Source organism: Pseudomonas sp. FW507-12TSA (assembly GCF_058781435.1).
This window is the reverse complement of sequence record NZ_JBYSWT010000031.1, coordinates 63,363-81,657: the sequence shown is the minus strand read 5'-3', so window position 1 is coordinate 81,657 and position 18,295 is coordinate 63,363. Positions and strand designations below refer to the sequence as shown.

Sequence of the window (18,295 nt, the reverse complement as noted above, 5' to 3'; positions counted from 1 at the left end):
ATTCCCCAGCGCGTACTACTGTGCACTGTCATGTAAGAGGATTCAGAAGCAGCCCAAAACAAATGCGTCACGCCGCCCAGGTATCCAGTGCAACCTTCTTCCTCGCCTGACATTGTCGGAGACAGTTCGTTAAAGTTCCAAGTGCTACTGAAGCACCCGCGAGACCAAGGGATATGAGCTGCATATTCAACAGAAGGATCGAGCTGAATATTTACATACCATGCATGCCAACCTGCGATCCATGGCGAGCCACGCGATTCATGCTGGCCTACAAAGGACCCGCCGCCAACGAAAGGAGTTGTCGGGTTCTTATCATCCCAAGGGCCAGCTGGCGGAGGCGACGTGCTTGTGCCGATCACATTTAGTGGGCGCTGCAAACTATTGAACGTGAACGATGAATCCTCAGCTCTAGTTTTCAAGCCGGCCCCCTTGAATATGGGCGCCATGATGTCAAAGCAATAGACTTTTATGCCCGACACAGGTCCGGCGAAGTAGAACACATGCTTATTTCCCTCTTTCGACTCGGTTGGTTTTGCGCAGTTGCCAACCGTGAAAACAATAGGGCTTATAGCATTATCGACTGTGAACTTATAGATCGCATCATTGTATATGGGCTGATTAGCCCTTTTCCACCACCCATGAAATTCCACGGGACCACTCTTAATCAGCCCATAAATTGACTTCGACGTATCATACAGAATGTCGCCGCTTGGATTTCGAACGATAAGCGCCGCCTTCTTCATCAATAGTACCCATAAGTGATTCGGCAATTCAAAGCAAAGTACCCAGAGTCAAAAAGATAACTCCACGACAATAAATTCTGCGTGAGTGTTACCCCTGGTTTCTTGCCAGTGGTCCGCTGTGAGTCTTCCAAGGCCGTCACGATGTAGAAATAGTTCCGACCAGCAGGAAGCTGTATTACTGAAGATCCGTTCTCCTTATTTGTAATTACAAAACCTTCGACCTGGCTTAGCGCCTTGGTCATATCAACTGTAACGACATTGCTCGCATCCCGAGCCACAAGTCCGGCCGTCATGTTGCGTCCACGCTCAAGTCGATAGCCTTAACACCGTTCGGGTAGTAGATATAAATCCCGCTATTATTAATCACAAGTTTATTCCCCCCTCCAACTTGCCCCATCATCTGGAAAGTTCCGTCTGGCAAAAATGCCCAGCCCGAAACGTCTTTCACGTAGTTGCTTGAGGTTAGGTTGCTACCGATCTTGAGCATGTTGATCGACCCGTTCTCGATGAATGCAGAGCGAATAAACGTCTGGCCGCCAGAGACCGAGAAAGGCGAAACGGGGGTTCCGTTTGCCAGGTTCAGCAACATGAAAGTGTCGGCACGTACAGTGAATTGCGACGAGACTCCGGACGGATCCACTTGCAGGCCCAGACCGAAAGAGGCTGCGTACCTCTGCCCGCCCGCGGTTGTCTCCATCTTCACAGACCAGATAGTCGAGAGCTTTCCGTTTGTGTCAGCAAGTGCAGATGAAGTCATCTGTATTGCAGCCTTGTTGTCAGCCACAGCGGCGTTGACTTGACTCAGTTGCTGGGCTGTAGCCTGTTTGTTGTTCGCCATGGTTTGCTCAACAAGCGTGATATTTGCCGCCTGCTGATCGACTTTTGAGTCAAGGGTTGTTGTACGCTTGGCTTCAGCTTCAATTGCAGTTGCACGGACCTTCTCTTCTTTCGCGATTGCCGCCACACTGTTGAAGCCGCGGAGGGCATCGGCCAGATCTCCAGCGCCATCATCCTCTCGCGCCGCAGCTCGCAGCGTGCTCTGCGTCGAAGCCTGGGCTGTGACCTGGCCATCGATGCGTTCGATGCTGGTCTTGTTGGTCTGGACCTGCTGTGCGAGGCCGTTTGCTGCTTCGACAGACTGCCCGACATCGATCCAGAACGACTGGGCCGGCGGCGGATTGTTCGCAGGCACATCCATGATGGCCTGGTAGATGCGACCACCCTCCACAACCATCTGGCCTTTTAGGTACACCGCCGAGGGGTCGTAGCCCTTCAGCCCGTCGAGCGCGTCGATCTGCTCCTGCAGGCCTGGGATCTTCTCTATGTCGCTGAGCAGATCCTGTCCGAGCTCGGTCTTGCTGATCTTGCCGGCCAAGTAGTCGAGGATCGGCGAGGCGTCCGAACTGGCCTGGCCGCGAACCCCGTTTACAGCTGGATAGAACGGTCCGACGTTGCCGGTTCGATCCACCAGGCGAGCCCAGAAGAAGAACTGCGCGCCGGCGGCAAGGCCCTGCATCAGGAAGTCCGATTGCGGATAGGCCAGGTCCGAGAGCTTGGCGGCCTGCTCCAGGCTGTTGCCGGCGCCATACCAGATCTCGGTTCTCTGGGTGTCCTCGGCGCCGACCGGGAATCCCCACTTCAACTTGATGCCGAACAACTCGCTGGAGGTGTTCAGATACGCCACCGCCGGCGGAACACCGTCCTTGCCCTTGAGTTGGGTTAGTTCTGAGCTCTTCCAGATCGAGGAGATCTCAAACGCACTCACCGCCCGTACCCGGGCCAGGTATGCGCCAGCGTAAATACCAGTGACATCTACGCTGGTCGAGCCGGTGCGCTGCACCTTGATCCAGTTCCCGCTGTCCTTGCGCCACTCCACGTCGTAACCGACAGCGCCGGATACCGCGGGCCAGGCAATCGTCATCGTGCTGACAGCCAAGCCTTGGTCGATGGCGTAATCGGAAGTCAGCGCCACGCTCGCCGGCGCCGGAACAGTAGTCACCGGAATGATGCTGATCGGCCGTTCTTCCAGGCGAGCCCCGGTGTCGATCGATGCGTATTTGCTGGGCTCATACTGCAGGGCGCTAATTTCGTAGTCGCCTTCCGGCGTTCGTGCAGTTCGAAGCACGCGATACAGCGGAATGGCCAGATCATCAGCATCGAGGGCCCACTGCAGGTCCTTGGCGGGAGGTTCGCTATAGGCTGTGGTCACCGTGACCTGACGCCCCTTGACGCTCTGCACCGTGCGTCCCTCAGCTCTGCCAGCGGGCAGATTGATGATCAGCCGATCGCCGGCCTTCGCCTGGGTGTCCCGGTCCAGCGTCACCACGCGACCAGCCGCTGCCGCGATTCGTCCGCCCACCTCTCGGCCCGCCAGCAGCGAATCGGCAACCGGGATGATGAAGCCAGGCAATGGAATGTGCCCTTCCATCCCGGTCTTGAAAGTAACTGTCCGGTCCTGGTTGTTGCTCAGGATTGCCCACTTGGCGCGGCGCTGGGCCTCACTGGCCCGGGTGCAGCCGATTGCGCTGATCTCGGTAGGCTTGTCGCCAAACCGACGTTGCAGCGGAAGATCAGCATAGGGAATGACGTCGGTGTCGTAGTTGTTGGCCGGATTGTCGTAGCTCACCAAGCAGCGGGTGTAGCGGGTCTTTGCCGATGCGCTGCCGTAGGAAAACTTGCCATCCACCACGTTCGCACGGGTGAACACATAGTCGATGTCCTGGGCCCGAGGCATATCGGCCTGCATGACGAGCTGGCCCTGAGCCCAGCAGGTCATACCGCGATAGATGCCGGCGATATCCCGCAGCAGTGACCAGGCATCGGCCTTGCCTTGCAGGTTCATGTCGCAGAGGAAACGCGGCTCCTGGCCGCCCAGGCCGTTGGAAACCAGCTGATCGCAGTATTGCGCGATCCGGTAGAGCTCCCACTTGTCGACCATCCAGCTCTTGATGCGCTTGCCCAGACCGAAGCGGTTTTCGGTGCAAATGCCGAAGGTGATCCAGGCAGGGTTGTTGGTCCAGGCCTGCTTCATCGTTCCATCCCAGATCCCCGAATAGGTCCTGGCCACCGGATCGTAGTTGCTGGGCACCTGCCACTTACGGGCTTTGCACTTCACGGTGACGGCAGGAATGTTGGTGAACTGCTCGGCGTCGAACTCGATGTAGAGCAGTGCGGTATTCGGGTACCGGATCTTGGCGTCGATCACCTGGGTGTAACCGGCGATCAACATGGTGTCGGCCACTTTGTTGGTGTTCTGGTTCGGGGTAATGCGACGCACCCGGATCTGCCAGCCCGACGTCGCAGGCGGCAGATCAATTCGGCGAGAGCGCTCGTAGCGAGAAGTGCTCTTGCCGTCCACGGCCTCGGCCAGGACCTGCTGATAAGCTCCGCCGTCGGTGGCTACATCGATCGCGTATTCGATTCGGTAGCCCTTAACGTTGCCCTCGTTGTCCTGTGCCTGTAGCGCCGGCCACGCCATCCGCACCCGTACTGCCGAAAGCTGAGTGTTGCTGATCGACTGCACCCACGGCGCACCGCTGCGCAGCTCGATGTTCAGCGAGGTTTCATTCTCGACCGAGGGAATGCCTGGGATGTAGTCCTGGTCCACAGAACCCGGCCGCCACTCCCACTTCACGTTGGTGAAGTTGTAGGAGCCGCTGACATCCTGAATTGGTGTGTTGTCCAGGTAGATATCGCGAGCCGTTGGCGTGCCCTCGAACTCGCCCTCACCTACCGCGATCAGGATCTTGGCCAGGTTAGTGGAGCGTAGGCTGTCGGCTGCCTCATAAGGCATTTTCGGCTTTTTCTGACCGCCTTTGGCACCGTGGATCTCGACGTCCATCTTTCCTCCAGGCATAAAAAAACCGCCTCAAGGCGGCTGTTTGACGTTGTGGTGTTTAAGCTTTGTCTTCCGCGTATATCGAGGCAGAAATGATCGCCCCGCCCCACCGGCGCTCACCGATGCAGATAGGGACCGGGTTGCCACTCGCGGTGGTGTTTTTCGCACTGCCGAAGGCGTAGGAAGGCATGTTCTCGGGTGAGGCGCTTTGCTTGAGACCGCCTTGCTGGGGGCTGAGCATTTGGATCACGCCGCCGGCGACAAGGCCGATACCCGCAGGCGTCAAATAAGGTGCGGTTACAGGAAAGGCCCAGGAAATCGCAAGCAACACGACGCCTACTATCGTTTGCAATGCGCCACCACGCTTGCTTCCACCAATCACTGGCACTATTCGCAATTCGCGAGTACCGCCGAGATCCAGCTCAGACTCTCCTACATTTTTACGATTTCGGAACACCGCAAAACGCATACCGAGGGAAGCAAGCCGTTTAATTTCGTGCTCAAATCCCTCAATGGTGCAGTTCAGAGCTTTGAACACTTCTCGGGATGTGCCCGAGTCAATCTTCCTGGAATGACGTCTGCCAAATTTTTTAGCAAGAGATCCCGAAAGCATGATCGACGTCATTCCTTGGGCGGTCATAACTGCAGCAGCCATATTTCTCTCCTTCCAAAAAAAACCGCCTTTCGGCGGTTTTGGTCTTATCGGCATTGCTGAAGAGAGTCTCGCAACCCTCCTCTCCCAATTTGTGACCATGCAACTCGCTGGTAAAGCTTCGCGACGCTTCCTGACTTAGCCTCTCGAATATCCAGCACATCATCAGTTTGTTGCGCAAAACCATTGACCAGGCGATACCCAGTAGAGGTTTCAGTCATGCTCGCGTTTGAATTGTGCTCCTGCCATTCAGGGAACACGCATAGAGCAAAGGCTTTAGGTGTTTTCGCAGATGTAACCGTGACTTCTGGTGTCGACGACATCAGATCTGCAGACGAAGAACACCCCGCCAACACCGCAAAAGCCACGGCCGCTATCAGAATTCGCATGTCGGTCCCTCTATATGGTTTGAGGGCAATCTACCATTGCAGAACACGCGCATCAAAACGCCACATTAGCGGCCTCCAGATTGACAATCTGGACCAGCTGCAGCTAAACCCGTCCATGGTTAATGCACCTCACCGAGCCCCGTCAGCAGACACACTTAGCATTCCCGGTTCATTGGTGGAAACCTCTACCAGGACCCTCCTCTTTTCAGAGTCGCAAGTGATCAGGACGTCCATGCCGTTGCTGTGAACGCGCACAGCCTTTTGGCCAGGCGCATCCGAGACCTTTTCTATGCGAGACGGACGAGAGTTCAGCTGGGCGATGATCTGAGCTTGTGCTTGCTCGCACCGACTGAAATCCATTGGTACCACGCTTGAATGGGTGTCGGCAGACACCGCGAACGGGCAGAAAAGAAAAAGTACGGCAACCGCAAAACATCCTTTACCCATGACCAGCTCCTCCATGCACATGATCAGTTATCTTGGCGGTGTACCCGCCAGCACCTACATATGCCTGGACCTGCCGCTTATCCTTTCGTTCAAGCTATTTGATGCTGCTGCGAAAAGGCTGACTCCAGATGCAAAAAGCCCAGCGCCGGGCTGGGCTGTCCAGCTCACCACTCGTAGTAGTGCACACCGCCTTCGATTCGAGGCTGCTTAATGTAGCCATCACCCTCGACAACCCTCTCTCCGCGCCCGCTGTATGCCCCGCCAAATGCTCCACGGATAACCAGCCGACCATTGTTGTGCATAGAGCCTGCTAGCTTCCCGAAAGGCTCAACAACCAAAATTGACCCTGCAGCAATGCTTGTTGAACCGTGACTACTGCCTACCACCTCAAGGCGGCTGCCCTCCGACAGAGAAGTTGAGCCATGGTGCTGACCCTCCACAATCACCCTGCCGTTGCCCGAGACAGATAGCGAGCCGTGATGGCTACCAGCGATTACAAACGTGCAGCCGATCACGGTAATGCTCCCATGATGAGAACCCAGCAGCACCTCATCAGAGGTGATCTTCGAACCAGGCACACGTTTACCATCGATGATGTCGAAGCTATCCATGACCAAGCCTATTCAGATCAATATGCCATCAGCATATCTCTCAAGGATTGGAAAGGTAGACTGTGAAAACATCCAGTACAGCCCCTTGCTGTCCGCTCATCCACCCTGGACGGAAAGCCAGTACGCGACCTAGACCTGGGCGTAGTAGCGTTGTGCCTCCCAACGAACTGCCCCGGTCCGTTGCCGGAAAGCCCAAGGACTGGGATAGCGCCAATATCGGCGCCTATAACGCAAGGAAAGTGAAATGACAGAAAAGGTTGGAGTATCAAGCTTTGAATCAGGAGTAGTGTTTGCCTTGGCAAGCATTCGGCTGTACCTACAGTCACGCCCTGACTGGGATGAAGCAGAATTCAATAAATACGTAAGCTTTTTCAAGGCTACAAAACAAAGCGACGCCGAAAGAGCCTCATTTGAGCAGGCTCTTAATGCGATTCATTCTTCGCATCCAAATATTATTGAAGCCATAAGCCAAATCGAAGACGCAAAGTCTTAATGGCTTGATGCAGCGCATTGTCGCGAATCACGACTCCGACAATGCGCACTTCTCCTTTTTCGGTCACCTCGAACGGTTGCTTCATAACTCTCTCCCACGGCCATGCCGCATCATGTGCTTGATTGTGCATTTTTGTGCCTGAGAATCAGGCGCGTTCGGTCATGCCATGGACCTCCGAAAACGATGATCTCGGACGGCCTGCCGTACAGGTGGTGCAACAGGAAAGGCCCGGGGCCGAAAACCTCGGCAGCCTCGCCTGGTAGCGCAGGACCCGCACCGAGGTAAATCCCTGCATGGTTGGGGTGAGCCGTGCGGCCCACGGTCATGACGATCATGTCTCCGCGCTGCGGCTGATCCACCCGGTAGAAACCTGCGGTCTCATAGGCCTGCTCGTAGAGGCTGGGGCCGTCGGCATTCTCCCACCAACCGTCATCCCGTTTGAAAGCTTCGAACTCAAGCCCCCACTCGCGCCTGTACCAGTCCGCGCAGACTTGCCAGCAATCCCAGGCGCCGTGCACGAATGGCCGCCCCAGCAGCGGCGTTTCACCTGTTGGCATCACGGCCCGCAGGTCGCCCTCCGGCCAGGACAGGATGTACCACGGCAGCCCGGTGGCCTCACACATGGCCCAGTCGCGCGGCGAAGGCCTGCTGGTGGCGTCCGGGTGCGAATGCACGATGCCGATCACCTCGCCCTGCTCCTCGGCTTCGGCGTACTGCTCCGGTGCGATGCGGAACTCCTCCGTAGGCTCGGTTGCGACGTTGGTGCAAGGGAAATAGAGCTGCTTTCGGCCCACAGCAAGGATCAGCCCGCAGCACTCCCGCGGGTACTCAGCCGCAGCGTGCTTCTGCACGGCAGCAAGGATGTGTTTGAGCATGGTCAGCTCCTCACGATCAAGGAGACAGCGGGATACCCCCCGAATGGCAAGGCATTTCCTTCGCCGAACCTGCATTTGCAGCCGGTCGAAAGCAGCCCATTGCACTGGTCTTTTTCGGGATCATCGGTGGGGTTGCCGTCCATGTCGAAGTAGCCTCCGGTCCACCCACAGTTCGGCCCCCGGTACCCGGCGGTCAAAGCCCAGTGGCAAAGCGTGGTCATCTGGCGGCCAATTGACTCCGAGCCCACATCGCCAGGGCTTGCAAGCTCCCAGGTCACCGACTCCCCGTCCTCGTTCGTCTTCTGGTCGATGTACCAGACCTCTATGGCTTCCTGGGTAGGGTCAGCCTGAGGATTTCCGCCCTCGAAATTTGCGGCGTCCAGGAACTGGCCCAAGGTGTTGCGCATGGTCAGCTTGAACTCCAGCAGATCGTCGAAGGCCAGGCACAACGCCGTGATACGTCCATTGACGTTGCCGACGGAGAGCTTTGGCCGAACAGCGGTACCATCGCCGTTCGCCTCAATGCCCTCGATCTGCATTGGCCAGGCACCGTACTCGTTGCCCTGCCACCAAATCGACTTGGCGGGCAGCTCATCCGCTGCAGCGCCGGCCGCGATCAGTTCCGCAGGCGTGTGCGGTATAGCGTGCCCATGGAAGCGAAGGATATCGGCGCCATAGTCCATACCGTCGAGCTCGAACAGCAATACCTCGCTGCCAGGCTCGAGAGTCTGGATATCACGAATCAGAGACATGGGATTCCCTTAGGGGTGAAAGGCCCGCTCGAAAGTGGCCGTGAGTTTGAACACGCCTCCGCCCACAGGAACCGGTGTTGGGTTCTTGCAGGTGAACAGGCCCAGCTGGCCAAGGGGTGTAGTCCACAGAAAGGCTTTCGCCCCGGCGTGCCGGTCGAAAAAGGCCATGATGTCGGCCACCTTCGACTTCGAGCCGGTATAGGTGATCGGATAGGAGTCTTGCTTATTGTTGGGACCGTCCCCCACCACCTGCTTGTACCCGCCCCCAAACTGGGTTGATCGAGTTCGATATTCGATGGTGGGGGAATCCCCGTTCTGCGTTGGCCAGGTGAAGGTCTCTATCGCCATCACGTCCTCCCATTGGTGAGTCGCCAGATGGATCCGCCAGGCTGTAGCGCCCGATTAATGGCTGTTTCAGCTTCGGTCTTGGCCGCTTGCTGAATGCTCTTCCCAATCTGTGCGGCGTCCTGTGGCGCCGTGACCGCCCCTCCATCACTGGCGGTCTGGACTGAGACTGATACAGGGAAGTTGTAGGTATTGCCGCCGCCCTGGGCACCTGCTGCGCCGGCAAGCGCCCCAGAAGTCAGCGGAGTGACGCTACCGCCGTTGGCACCAGTCATCAGGAACGACCGCCCGCCCTCGCTGTAGAGTTCGGGGCCCAGTTCGTTCACCTCGTACAGGGAATTTGGGGACACGGGACCACCAGTGGCCCGGTACCCAGAGAAGTCGACACCGGTGTACCCAGCCTGCGTTGAGCCGGCCGAGGCCGCCCCGCCACCGAAGTACGAGCCTGCAGCAGATACCGCCATGCCGAACAACGAGCTGAGCGCAGAAGAAGCCGCCTGCCGTGCTGCGATCCGAGCCATGTCGGCAAGAACCGACTTTGTGAAGTCCGCAAACGAAAACTTGCCAGTGGTGGCGAACTGCACGATCGCGTCTTCCATGGAGCCAAAGGCATTGGTGAAAAGACTCTTGGTTTGGCCGGCAACATCCCGCGCTGACTCCAGGTAGTTCTGCCAGGCAGAAGAGGCTCCATTCGTCCAGTCGCCTTGGGCGGCCGTCATCTCGTCGTAGTTGCTGACCACGGTGTCGTGCAGCTTCTGCTGGGTGGCTTCCAGCGCCTGTAGCTTTTGCGTGTACTCATCAAGGCTCATGCCCCGGGAGCCATTGCCATACTGGTTGGCCAGGTCCAGCTTCTGCTGGTTGATGCGGTCGTCGATCGCGTTCTGTTGGTTGGTCAGATCCCGCTGGCGATCACCCTGGCCAAGGCCGGCTGCAGCTCGCAGGCCCTGTTCGCGCAAGGTGTCGACTTGCTGCTGCAAGGCGCTGGTGTAGGTCTTGACCGCCAGCTCCTGCTTCTTCAGTCGGCCCTCTTCGTTCTTGGCCAGCACGCTCAGCTCAGTGTCAGCGTCCTGCTGAGCCTTGACCATGGCGGCGCGGGCATCGGCGATCTTCTGGTCTAGCTGGATGCGCTGGGCGGCAGAGGTGCTGGCCTTACCCTTGGCGGCCTCAAGTGCCGCAATCTCTGCCTCATAGGCAGCCGTGACCTCATCCCGCTCGTTGCCGATCATGGCCTCGCGCTTGAGGAGGTAGTCAGCTTGGGATACCAGGCCAGCTTTCTGTGCCGCGTCCAGCTCCTTCTGGGCGTTTTTGTACTCGGAAAGGATGCCGGTGAGGGTGTTTTTCGAGTTATTGAAGGCCGTCAGGTCGACGGCACCCACAGCAGATTTGGGGTCCTTTTTCTGCTCATCAATCGCCTTGCGCAACTGGTCGTACGCACCGCCCGAAAACTTCTTGCCGTCGAACTGGACCCCATCCAGCAGCGCCGCTTTCTGGCCAGTCTTCTCCGCATTCTGGTAGAGCGTGGTGAACTGGTCGTCGAGCTTTTTGTAAGCCTCCTGCCGCTTAGCCAGCGGATTTAGGTTCTCCATCTGCCGATCCAGATCCTTCTGGACCGCGATAAGCTCCTTGTTTGCCCTGGTAGCCTCACCGGTTGCGTTTGCGTTGCTCTCGCTGGCCGCCTGCCGCGCCTTCAGTGCAGCAAGCTTTGCTTCCAGCGCAGGCGTGGAGTCGTCGTTCTCTCCATCAGCCAAACCAAGGAAAGAATTGAGCGAACTGAGGCCATTCGACAAGGCTCCCGCGACACCGCCACCCTTTCGGGTATCCAGCACCCGCTGTGTGATTTCGATTTGCTTGGCCAGGTCCGGGAAGATCTCAGATCGAATCTCGGCGTAAGCGCCCTTGATGGCGACCTTCACCCGATCCCAATCGCGCTCGATGTCCGACAGCGATTCACGGTAGTTTTTTAGCCGCTCCTGCGCAGACTGATTCAGGTTTTCACTGAGAGTATCCAGCGCACGCTGGTGGTCACCCTGCTCGTCGATGGCCTTGATGACCTGGTACTGCTCATAGGTCAGCAGACCATATTGATCGCTGATCTTCGAAGCTGCTTCCGTCGCGGTATCACCAGCGTTGGCCAGTGACTTCGCGATATCCCCTGCCCCTTTACCAGTCACCTCACCGATAGCGGCGGCGGCCTGGGCTAGGTTCTGCATCTGGAAGCCGCTGGTAGCTGCACCAGAAGCCAGTGCGATAACAGCTTCACGCGCACCACTCAGGTTACCGGTGAGAGCCCCGGCCGACTCGCTCATTGCCTGGAGGCTGGCGATGCTTTGCCCCGCGTCGTTTGAGCCGCCGTTGATAGCGCTGTTGAACTCCCGTGCCTGCTTCATGGCGTCGAGATAGGCATACCCGAGACCACCAATGACCCCGGCGAGCAGACCTGCCGGCAACAGGGCCGCAGCCAAACTCTTAGCCGAGGCACCAGCTTCGGCGCCGAGCTGGGCAACGGCACGAACGCCGCTCCCCCAATCCCCCGACTGCAGGGCATTGCTCAACTGCATGACGTTTTCTTGAGCCTGGCGGGTGCCGAGCTTCAATTTGTCGAATGCAGTTTCTGTTGCAGTCAGACCAGCTCGGTCCTTGCCGATCTTGGCCAGGGCCTCGTTGTAGCGATCAGCGTTGATTGCACCAAGACGGAAAGCTTCATGCGCCGCCTTCTCCTGCGCCTCCAGCTTGGCCAGCTTCACATTCAGAGGATCGATGCTATTGACCGTACGCTTGAGCGCTTCGATCTGCCGGTTCTCGGCATCGATTAGGCGCTGCTTCTGGGCCGCCTCCTTCGCCTCGGCCTTCTCGATCTTGTCGAAGGATTTGCCTAGACGTTCCTGGTAGGCCTCCTGCTGCTCGATGGTGACCAGACCACCCTTGCGGGCTCGCTCAAGCAGTCCCTCTGCCTGGACCAGCTTCTCCATGCTGTCGATGTTGCCGGTCATCGCCCTGTCGAGCTGGCTGATGATGGCGATTTCGCTGGCAGCGCTTGTCCCAGCCTTACGGCTGGCGTCGACCTGGCGTTCTTTCGCGCTGGTGGCCTTGTCGATGCCCTGGGCAGCCTCCGCCTCCGCTTGGCTGATTTTCTTGCCGGTGCTGGCCAGGTCCTCCCCGGCCTTGCCAAGATCATCGACGGCCTTCTCTGCCCCTTCAGCCGCGTCGACCAGTTTATCCAGGTCATCGGCAGCCTTGACCGCCTGAGACGACTCAACCGCAATGCCAAGCGAAGCGAAGGTAGTGCTCATTTGTTGTCTCTCTGTTCAGCCATGACGGCCAGGGCTTCAGCCTCCATCTGCCGGATGTCACTGAAAATGCTTTGCCTGGATCCAGCCGGCACACCACACATTCGGATGACGCTCGGCAGGACGCCGTAGTCCAGACCGGTAGCGCCGCACGCGCCGACCCGCCACTGAGTACCCATAGCCTCGAAGACAAGGAAGGTTGGCCAAACATCCGGCCACACCTCAACGTCCTGGCCGGTCAGATCACCCGCCAGGAAGCCAAAGGTCTTGAGGTCTTCAGCAGATGGTCCCTGCTGATACAGGGCGCGTGCGACGCTTAGGAGTTTCCCAGACGGGCCTGATTGAAGGCCTCGGAGTACGTCGCCAGCACAGCACTGGGTACCGAGACAATCGAGGAGACCAGGAGACGGATGTTCTGATCGTTGAACTCCTCCTTGAAATCCCAGCCAGCGACAACAGCCTTGACCTGGTCGACCTGCAAATCGATCTGAGCGGCGATGAAAGCCATCAGGTCCATGTCATCAGCCTTGGCGACCAACGCCTTGTGGCGCTCACCCCACTCGGCGTAGAGCTCAGCCAGACCAGCCCTGTCGAGGTACTTGAACACGAACCCAACCTTTACCGGCTGGCCGCCCAGTTGCGGGACCATCACGTCGGCCTTGAATGTCGGATTCTGGATCAGTGAGAACTTGGCCATGGGTTACACCGAGGTCAGATAGCGGGTTGGCTCGGATTGCAGCGCCAGGTTGACGGTGCGGGTCAGCAGGTTGTTACGGGAAACCGCCGGCTGCTTGGAGAACGAGGTGTAAGCCCCGTACAACAGGGTGTCATTGCCTGGAAGATCGAGGCGTGCAGCATGTACCTGCTTGCCGGCATCGGCCGACATCAGCACAGCATTGAACGGCTGGGCCGGGTCATCAGCGATAGTCAGGACCATGCTGGCAGCCGACTTGTCAGTAGGGATCTGCTTGCCCTGGTCGTTCTCGAGGAACACCACGTCGAGGTAGTTCTGCTCCCCGCCGGAGAAAGCCAGATCGGTTACTTGTGGAATCAGCACCCAGGTCAGCACCTTCTTCATGGTGCCCGAACCAGTGCCTGCTGGGTAAATCTGGGTATCAGTGGTGTCAATGCCTTCCAGCGTAATCGCGGTTGCCGTAGCAGCTTTCACGCGAACGACTTTGCTGTCCAGCTTGCTCCAACCGGAGGTGAGCAGCACGATGTCTCCAGCATCCAGATCGGCGCCTACAACGGTGGCCACAGCCTCACTTGCATTGGAGATCGCAGTAAATGCCAGCGGAGCCTCGTAGGTGGCAGCGTGTTTAAAAGTGCCGCCGTTAGGAATTTTGTATCCCATTGGGTGTTTCCTCTTTGCAGAAATAACAAAACCCGCTCGATGGCGGGTTCGTTGGGTTGCCCGAAGGGCAGAATCAGTTGGTATCAGCTCGGTACTGGAAGGACACGGGCACGGTGTAGGTCGTATCCCCCTGAATGCCTGGGCCCTGATCTGGTGGCGTCATGGTGACTACCGTCAGGCCGCCCTTCTCGTTCCGCTCGTACAGCGGAAACAGTGCACTGATCTCATCAGCCAGGCTGCCGGCCGGACCGCGGTACTTGCCAGATGGTGCTACTACGCTGGCCTGGAAGATGCCGGTGTACAGCCGGTGGTCGCCCGCCAGAGTATTGCTCGCCGTGTCAGCCGGCAGCGTGTAGGTCCTGATGAAGGTCTCTCCGTCCTTTGGCGTGTAGATCTCGTTCTCGACGACCACTTTCAGTGGCGGAACCCTGGCTTTCGCCCAGCCGATAACCCGGGCCTGGTAGATCGTGGCGATCAAGTTATGGCTCATACCTGGTTGTTCCTGATGGCTTCATCGACGATCTGCTGGAACCTGGCCAGCGTGATGCGGACCATGCCGCCTGGAGCCTGTTGCGAGTGCCCATATTCCAGGGGTATCGCATAAGGTAGGTTGTTCACGATGTAGGCTGTCTGGCCAGCGGTCAGCGACTGCACCTGGGTGCGCAGAACCGCGATGGTGACATTGCCGGATGGGTCGATCTGATCCAGTACACCTTCAGCCGGCGTATCGATCGAGAACTGCCAGTTCCCCCGGAAGCGGCCGCCGACATAGTCCTTGCCAGCCACTAGGCCGTTCACGTTGAAGTTCTGGTCGCGTTCGGTCTTGGTCAGGGGCTTGGCGTACTTTACGCCGCGGCGAAGCTTGCCGGTCTTGGTGAAGTTGCTTTCGTCCAGGTTGATCAGCGTGTTGCGCACCGAGACCTTGAAGTCGTAGTCGTCGGCTGCCCGCGTGTTGGCCGCACGGTGCGCCACGTTGGCCGCCCAGATCTCCGGATTGCCCACCGGCGACATGCGAATCACGCTGCTGCCAATCTCGATCACGATCTCGCGAAAGGTCGCGTCAATGCCGGCCTGGGCCTGCTCGGAGAACTGGCGGATGTTCTCGGCGAAGCTGCCGTTCCTGCCCGCATACCGGTTCATGACCGCACCTGCAGTTCGTACAGAATCGGCGTACCGGCGGGGTTGATCTCTTTCAGCGGTGGAACGATTGACCAGGTCCGACCCTGAATGACCACCTTGTTCAGCAGATCCGGTACCCACTCCAGCCCCTGGGCAGCAATCTTGAGCTTCTTGTCGCCCTGCTTGATGAGGCTGTTGTTCTGGAATTCCTGACCTGTGAAGTCGAGCAAAATGCCTTGGGCGGTCTGCTCGATGATGGTGTCGGGCCCAGCGAACCCTGTCTCAGGGTCGTACTCGCCAGGCTTGATATCGCGGATGGTTACGGATTGGCCGAAGCGCGTAATCAACCGCAACGCGGTTTCAGCCGTGCGGTCGTAAAACGCGCTCATGATCATACCCTCACAGCAAAAAGGCCTCGCTTGGCCAGGTAGTCGGCGAACTGGGTTCGGCTCGGTCGATCCGGCGCTGCAGGCAGAAGCCGGCCGTTACTGTTGCTGATCGGGGCATACTCGACATCGACCGCACCCTCCACTCGCTCCCGAATGACCGCCCCCTGACGCTGATCCACCGGATCGATATCGTCCTGATGAATCTCAGCAGCCAGGGCCATCTGACCGTACTGAATCCGCGCCGGCAGGTAGTTGCTGGGCTTGATCTCCTGGTCCAACAGCACCTCCCGGCGCGGCCAGACCAGCGCCTGCTCGCTGCTGGTCTTGCGGCCCTTCCAGGTCATGCCGTCCATGGCTAACGCAGCTCGGCGAAGCAAGGCTTCCTGGGCAGGCACCTCAGCGGGGATGGTCACGCCGAACTTCACGGCGTACATGGCCAGGTCCTCGGCGGATGCGTAGCTTTCGGCGTCAGGCTTTCCGGTGCCGTCCTCAATGATGAGTGTCATGCGTCAACTCGCTGGTATGGGTTAAAGATTGGCCGCCGGATCACCGGCAGTCAGCAGTATCAGGCCTTGGGCAGATCAGCGATGAGCTTTTCAAGCGATTCTTTCGAGGCGTTGGCCCGGTACTGCACCTTCGCTTCATCAAGCTTTGCCTTCAGCGCCGCAATTTCGCCAGCCTCATCAGCCGGCGCCGCAGGTACCGCCTTCTTCAGAGCTTCGACCTCGCCGCGCAGTGCATCGACAGTCAGGAGCAAGCCGTCACGCTCAGTTGTCAGCTCGCCGACTGAGACGTGGATGATGCCCAGCGATTCAAACAGACGTATCGCCAGCTCACCAGACTCGGGGCGCTGGATTTCGCCAGCGTCCAGACCATCAAGCAGGAGAATGACCGCGCCATTTTCAGCTCGCAGCTTTGCAACTTCGTCTGCCAGGTCACCACATGCAGGCGCCTTGGCACTCGGGACAAGCGCGGCCGGGGCATCTTCGACCAATACGTCAACACCTGCTGCCTCATATGCAGCGACAATGTCCGGATAGTCGCCGACGACCACCACTGCCGTCGCATCGCGCTCGATGCCGCGAAACAGGCTTGCAGTGCGGTATCGCTTGTCCGGATCGAAGCCTTCAAGCTGGTTCGTGTAAATCAGTTCCATGGAAATCTCCGCAGCGGCCATTGCTGACCGCTTCCAGGGGCAGGTATCAACCACCGGCCGGTGGCGTAGGGGTCAGCGTGATCATCACGCCGGCGGTGACCTTGTTACTGTCCGCGTGCTTGGCCCAATTGGCGGCCGAGCCTACGGCGGCCAGGGTTGGGTTGGCACCACCAGCAGACTCCTTCCAGCTGTAGCCCAGAACATCGATGTTCACGGTGCCCTCGGCGCGGTAGCCGATGCCCAGGTTCTCTTCATCGTTCACAGGGTACGAGCGGAAGCCCGGGGCCTGGGATTCGGTGATCACCACAGCATTCGGCAGCAGACCGAAGATCACGTCTGCAGGCGCGGTGTCGGTTACCAGTACCGGCTTACCGAGAGTGCCCGGCAGGCCGCCGTAGATAACAACGCCGGCTTCTTCGTAGATCTTGTTGGTGATGGCCTCGTCGACGATGTCGAAGTAGGCGCTGGAGTGCATGACCCACAAGGCAATGCGGCCGAACTTGTCGCCGAACTTGCGCATGCCACGGGTCAGAGTCTTTTTGCCATCGGTTTCGATGTTGGCGGTGACCACCATGCCGGCGTTGGAGCCAATCGAAGCCCGAAGCGCAGCAGTGGCGTACTGGATGAAACCTTCCAGGGTCGCGTCAGCCACGTCGGCGCCAATGATCTGAGAGAACTCATCAACCGGACGACCACGACGCTTGAACGCCTCTTCGGTGGTCTGGTACGGGCCGTACTTCCATGGGGCCTTGACGCCCACAGCCTCGCCGGCCCCGATCTTCTTGGCGGTCACCTTGCCGGTGGAGTTGACGTCGCGGTGTTCCAGCGAGCCGCCGATCTTGTAGAAAGCGCGCTTGCGGAAGTCGCCCTCGATCAGCTCGTTGTCGAGGACGATCGCACCATTGGAGGATGCGTTGAACACGTCCAGGTTGTCCTGGACACGCTCCAGGTAGGCAGTTTGCGCCTCATCGTTGTAGATGATCAGGTCGCTGTTAACAGTGGTTGGCATGGATGAATCCCCTTACTTGGGCAATGCGAGGTACGCGGTTTGGCCGTGCTTGCGCTGGTAGTCGCGCTTCTGCTCGGCAGTCATTTCGGAGCGCTTGAATGCAGCCTGGCCGCTACCCCCGCCCGGGGCTTGAGTGCCTGAGGCCCTTGGCCACAGGTGAGGTGCGCTTTCGCGCAGAGACTCCGCCCACTCGAGCGGTGTCAGAGGGGTCTTGCCGTCCTTGCCGAGGATGATCTCGCCAGATTCATCAACGGCAACGGCTTCGCCCTCTTCGTTCAGGGTGAACACGCCCTTGGCGCGCAGGATGATGTCGTCGGTTGCTTCAGGAAGTGCACCGGCCTTCAGCGCTGCGCCGCGTACCGAATCACCCAGGACCTTGCCCTGGAACTTGGCAGCGAAGGCTTCAGCCTTCTCAGCGCGCGCTGTGACAGTCTTCAGTTGCTTGTCGTAGTCGCCACGCAGGCGCTCGGTGCGGCGGTTGAAAACCTCGTCCACTTTGCCTTCGGTGAGCAGCTTGGTTTCTTCATCTTGGCCGGCCTTGGTAAGCAGCCCCCTAACTGCGTCGATATCCAGGCCATCGAACTGACCTTTCAGCTTGTCCAGTTCGGTCTTGATGGTCTTGTTGGAGCCGATAAGCTCCTGATTCTTGGACTTGAGGCCGGTCACCTCGCCATCCAGGTACTTCTGAACCTCACCGCCGAGAGCGGTTTTCAGTACGGCAACCTGTGTTTCATCGAGGTTTAGGCCGTGGGCGGCCGGATCGAAATCAAAAGGCATGGTGCTATCCCCTGGGGATTGATTGGCCCGCCTGGCGGACATAAAAAAGCCCCGGCTTT

At 58.5% G+C, this 18,295-nt stretch carries 19 protein-coding genes; 1 reads left to right on the top strand and 18 read right to left on the bottom strand.

All coding sequences use genetic code 11. The features are described 5' to 3' along the window. Positions 1–1,032: 1,032 nt before the first annotated feature. The 4 genes from AC3WK8_RS25485 to AC3WK8_RS25470 form a co-directional block, all read right to left on the bottom strand. The gene (locus AC3WK8_RS25485) at positions 1,033–4,584 is read right to left on the bottom strand and encodes a TipJ family phage tail tip protein (protein WP_103326175.1); all 3,552 of its coding nucleotides are present in this window, start codon (positions 4,582–4,584) and stop codon (positions 1,033–1,035) included. A gap of 55 nt (positions 4,585–4,639) precedes the next feature. Continuing rightward, the gene (locus AC3WK8_RS25480; RefSeq protein WP_085599796.1) at positions 4,640–5,236 is read right to left on the bottom strand and encodes a tail assembly protein; all 597 of its coding nucleotides are present in this window, start codon (positions 5,234–5,236) and stop codon (positions 4,640–4,642) included. 44 nt (positions 5,237–5,280) lie between these two features. Next, positions 5,281–5,622 carry a hypothetical protein gene (locus tag AC3WK8_RS25475; protein WP_103326174.1) on the bottom strand — a complete coding sequence of 114 codons (342 nt, stop codon included), beginning with the start codon at positions 5,620–5,622 and terminating at the stop codon, positions 5,281–5,283. A gap of 611 nt (positions 5,623–6,233) precedes the next feature. Beyond that, on the bottom strand, positions 6,234–6,680 hold the full coding sequence (locus tag AC3WK8_RS25470; protein ID WP_146043288.1) for a hypothetical protein: 447 nt from the start codon (positions 6,678–6,680) through the stop codon (positions 6,234–6,236). Positions 6,681–6,924: 244 nt separating this feature from the next. Between AC3WK8_RS25470 and AC3WK8_RS25465 the strand changes: the two genes are divergently transcribed. Continuing rightward, complete coding sequence (locus AC3WK8_RS25465; RefSeq protein ID WP_146043287.1) at positions 6,925–7,173, top strand: hypothetical protein; 249 nt, start codon at positions 6,925–6,927, stop codon at positions 7,171–7,173. Positions 7,174–7,283: 110 nt separating this feature from the next. Here AC3WK8_RS25465 and AC3WK8_RS25460 read toward each other — a convergent pair whose 3' ends face one another. The 14 genes from AC3WK8_RS25460 to AC3WK8_RS25395 all read right to left on the bottom strand — a co-directional run bounded on the left by AC3WK8_RS25460 (position 7,284) and on the right by AC3WK8_RS25395 (position 18,236). After that, entirely contained in the window at positions 7,284–8,048 is a 765-nt protein-coding gene (locus AC3WK8_RS25460; RefSeq protein ID WP_103326172.1) for a C40 family peptidase, read from the bottom strand. A gap of 2 nt (positions 8,049–8,050) precedes the next feature. Continuing rightward, a complete protein-coding gene (locus tag AC3WK8_RS25455) occupies positions 8,051–8,800 on the bottom strand; it encodes a phage minor tail protein L (protein WP_103326171.1) in 750 nt (249 codons plus the stop codon). A 9-nt stretch (positions 8,801–8,809) separates the two neighbouring features. Then, positions 8,810–9,148: a phage tail protein gene (locus tag AC3WK8_RS25450; RefSeq protein WP_053138299.1), complete on the bottom strand. Its 339-nt coding sequence runs from the start codon at positions 9,146–9,148 to the stop codon at positions 8,810–8,812. Further along, positions 9,148–12,435: a phage tail tape measure protein gene (locus tag AC3WK8_RS25445; RefSeq protein WP_103326170.1), complete on the bottom strand. Its 3,288-nt coding sequence runs from the start codon at positions 12,433–12,435 to the stop codon at positions 9,148–9,150. Before AC3WK8_RS25445 ends, AC3WK8_RS25450 begins: the two co-directional genes overlap by 1 nt. Continuing rightward, positions 12,432–12,686 carry a DUF1799 domain-containing protein gene (locus AC3WK8_RS25440; protein WP_103326169.1) on the bottom strand — a complete coding sequence of 85 codons (255 nt, stop codon included), beginning with the start codon at positions 12,684–12,686 and terminating at the stop codon, positions 12,432–12,434. Before AC3WK8_RS25440 ends, AC3WK8_RS25445 begins: the two co-directional genes overlap by 4 nt. 62 nt (positions 12,687–12,748) lie before the next feature. After that, entirely contained in the window at positions 12,749–13,129 is a 381-nt protein-coding gene (locus tag AC3WK8_RS25435; protein ID WP_103326168.1) for a phage tail assembly chaperone, read from the bottom strand. Between the two features lie 3 nt (positions 13,130–13,132). Continuing rightward, a complete protein-coding gene (locus AC3WK8_RS25430; protein WP_085599772.1) occupies positions 13,133–13,786 on the bottom strand; it encodes a phage tail protein in 654 nt (217 codons plus the stop codon). A 73-nt stretch (positions 13,787–13,859) separates the two neighbouring features. Then, positions 13,860–14,276: a phage tail terminator-like protein gene (locus tag AC3WK8_RS25425; protein ID WP_103326167.1), complete on the bottom strand. Its 417-nt coding sequence runs from the start codon at positions 14,274–14,276 to the stop codon at positions 13,860–13,862. Beyond that, a complete protein-coding gene (locus AC3WK8_RS25420; protein ID WP_103326166.1) occupies positions 14,273–14,926 on the bottom strand; it encodes a hypothetical protein in 654 nt (217 codons plus the stop codon). The genes AC3WK8_RS25425 and AC3WK8_RS25420 overlap by 4 nt, the downstream gene beginning before the upstream one ends. Then, positions 14,923–15,294 (bottom strand): hypothetical protein, encoded by a 372-nt coding sequence (locus AC3WK8_RS25415; protein ID WP_103326187.1) that lies wholly within the window; start codon positions 15,292–15,294, stop codon positions 14,923–14,925. The genes AC3WK8_RS25420 and AC3WK8_RS25415 overlap by 4 nt, the downstream gene beginning before the upstream one ends. 2 nt (positions 15,295–15,296) lie before the next feature. Beyond that, the gene (locus AC3WK8_RS25410) at positions 15,297–15,800 is read right to left on the bottom strand and encodes a DnaT-like ssDNA-binding protein (protein ID WP_103326165.1); all 504 of its coding nucleotides are present in this window, start codon (positions 15,798–15,800) and stop codon (positions 15,297–15,299) included. Between the two features lie 59 nt (positions 15,801–15,859). Then, complete coding sequence (locus tag AC3WK8_RS25405) at positions 15,860–16,450, bottom strand: hypothetical protein (protein ID WP_103326186.1); 591 nt, start codon at positions 16,448–16,450, stop codon at positions 15,860–15,862. Positions 16,451–16,496: 46 nt separating this feature from the next. Continuing rightward, the gene (locus AC3WK8_RS25400; RefSeq protein WP_053152060.1) at positions 16,497–17,459 is read right to left on the bottom strand and encodes a major capsid protein; all 963 of its coding nucleotides are present in this window, start codon (positions 17,457–17,459) and stop codon (positions 16,497–16,499) included. A gap of 12 nt (positions 17,460–17,471) precedes the next feature. Then, positions 17,472–18,236: a hypothetical protein gene (locus AC3WK8_RS25395; protein WP_103326164.1), complete on the bottom strand. Its 765-nt coding sequence runs from the start codon at positions 18,234–18,236 to the stop codon at positions 17,472–17,474. Between the last annotated feature and the right edge of the window lie 59 nt (positions 18,237–18,295).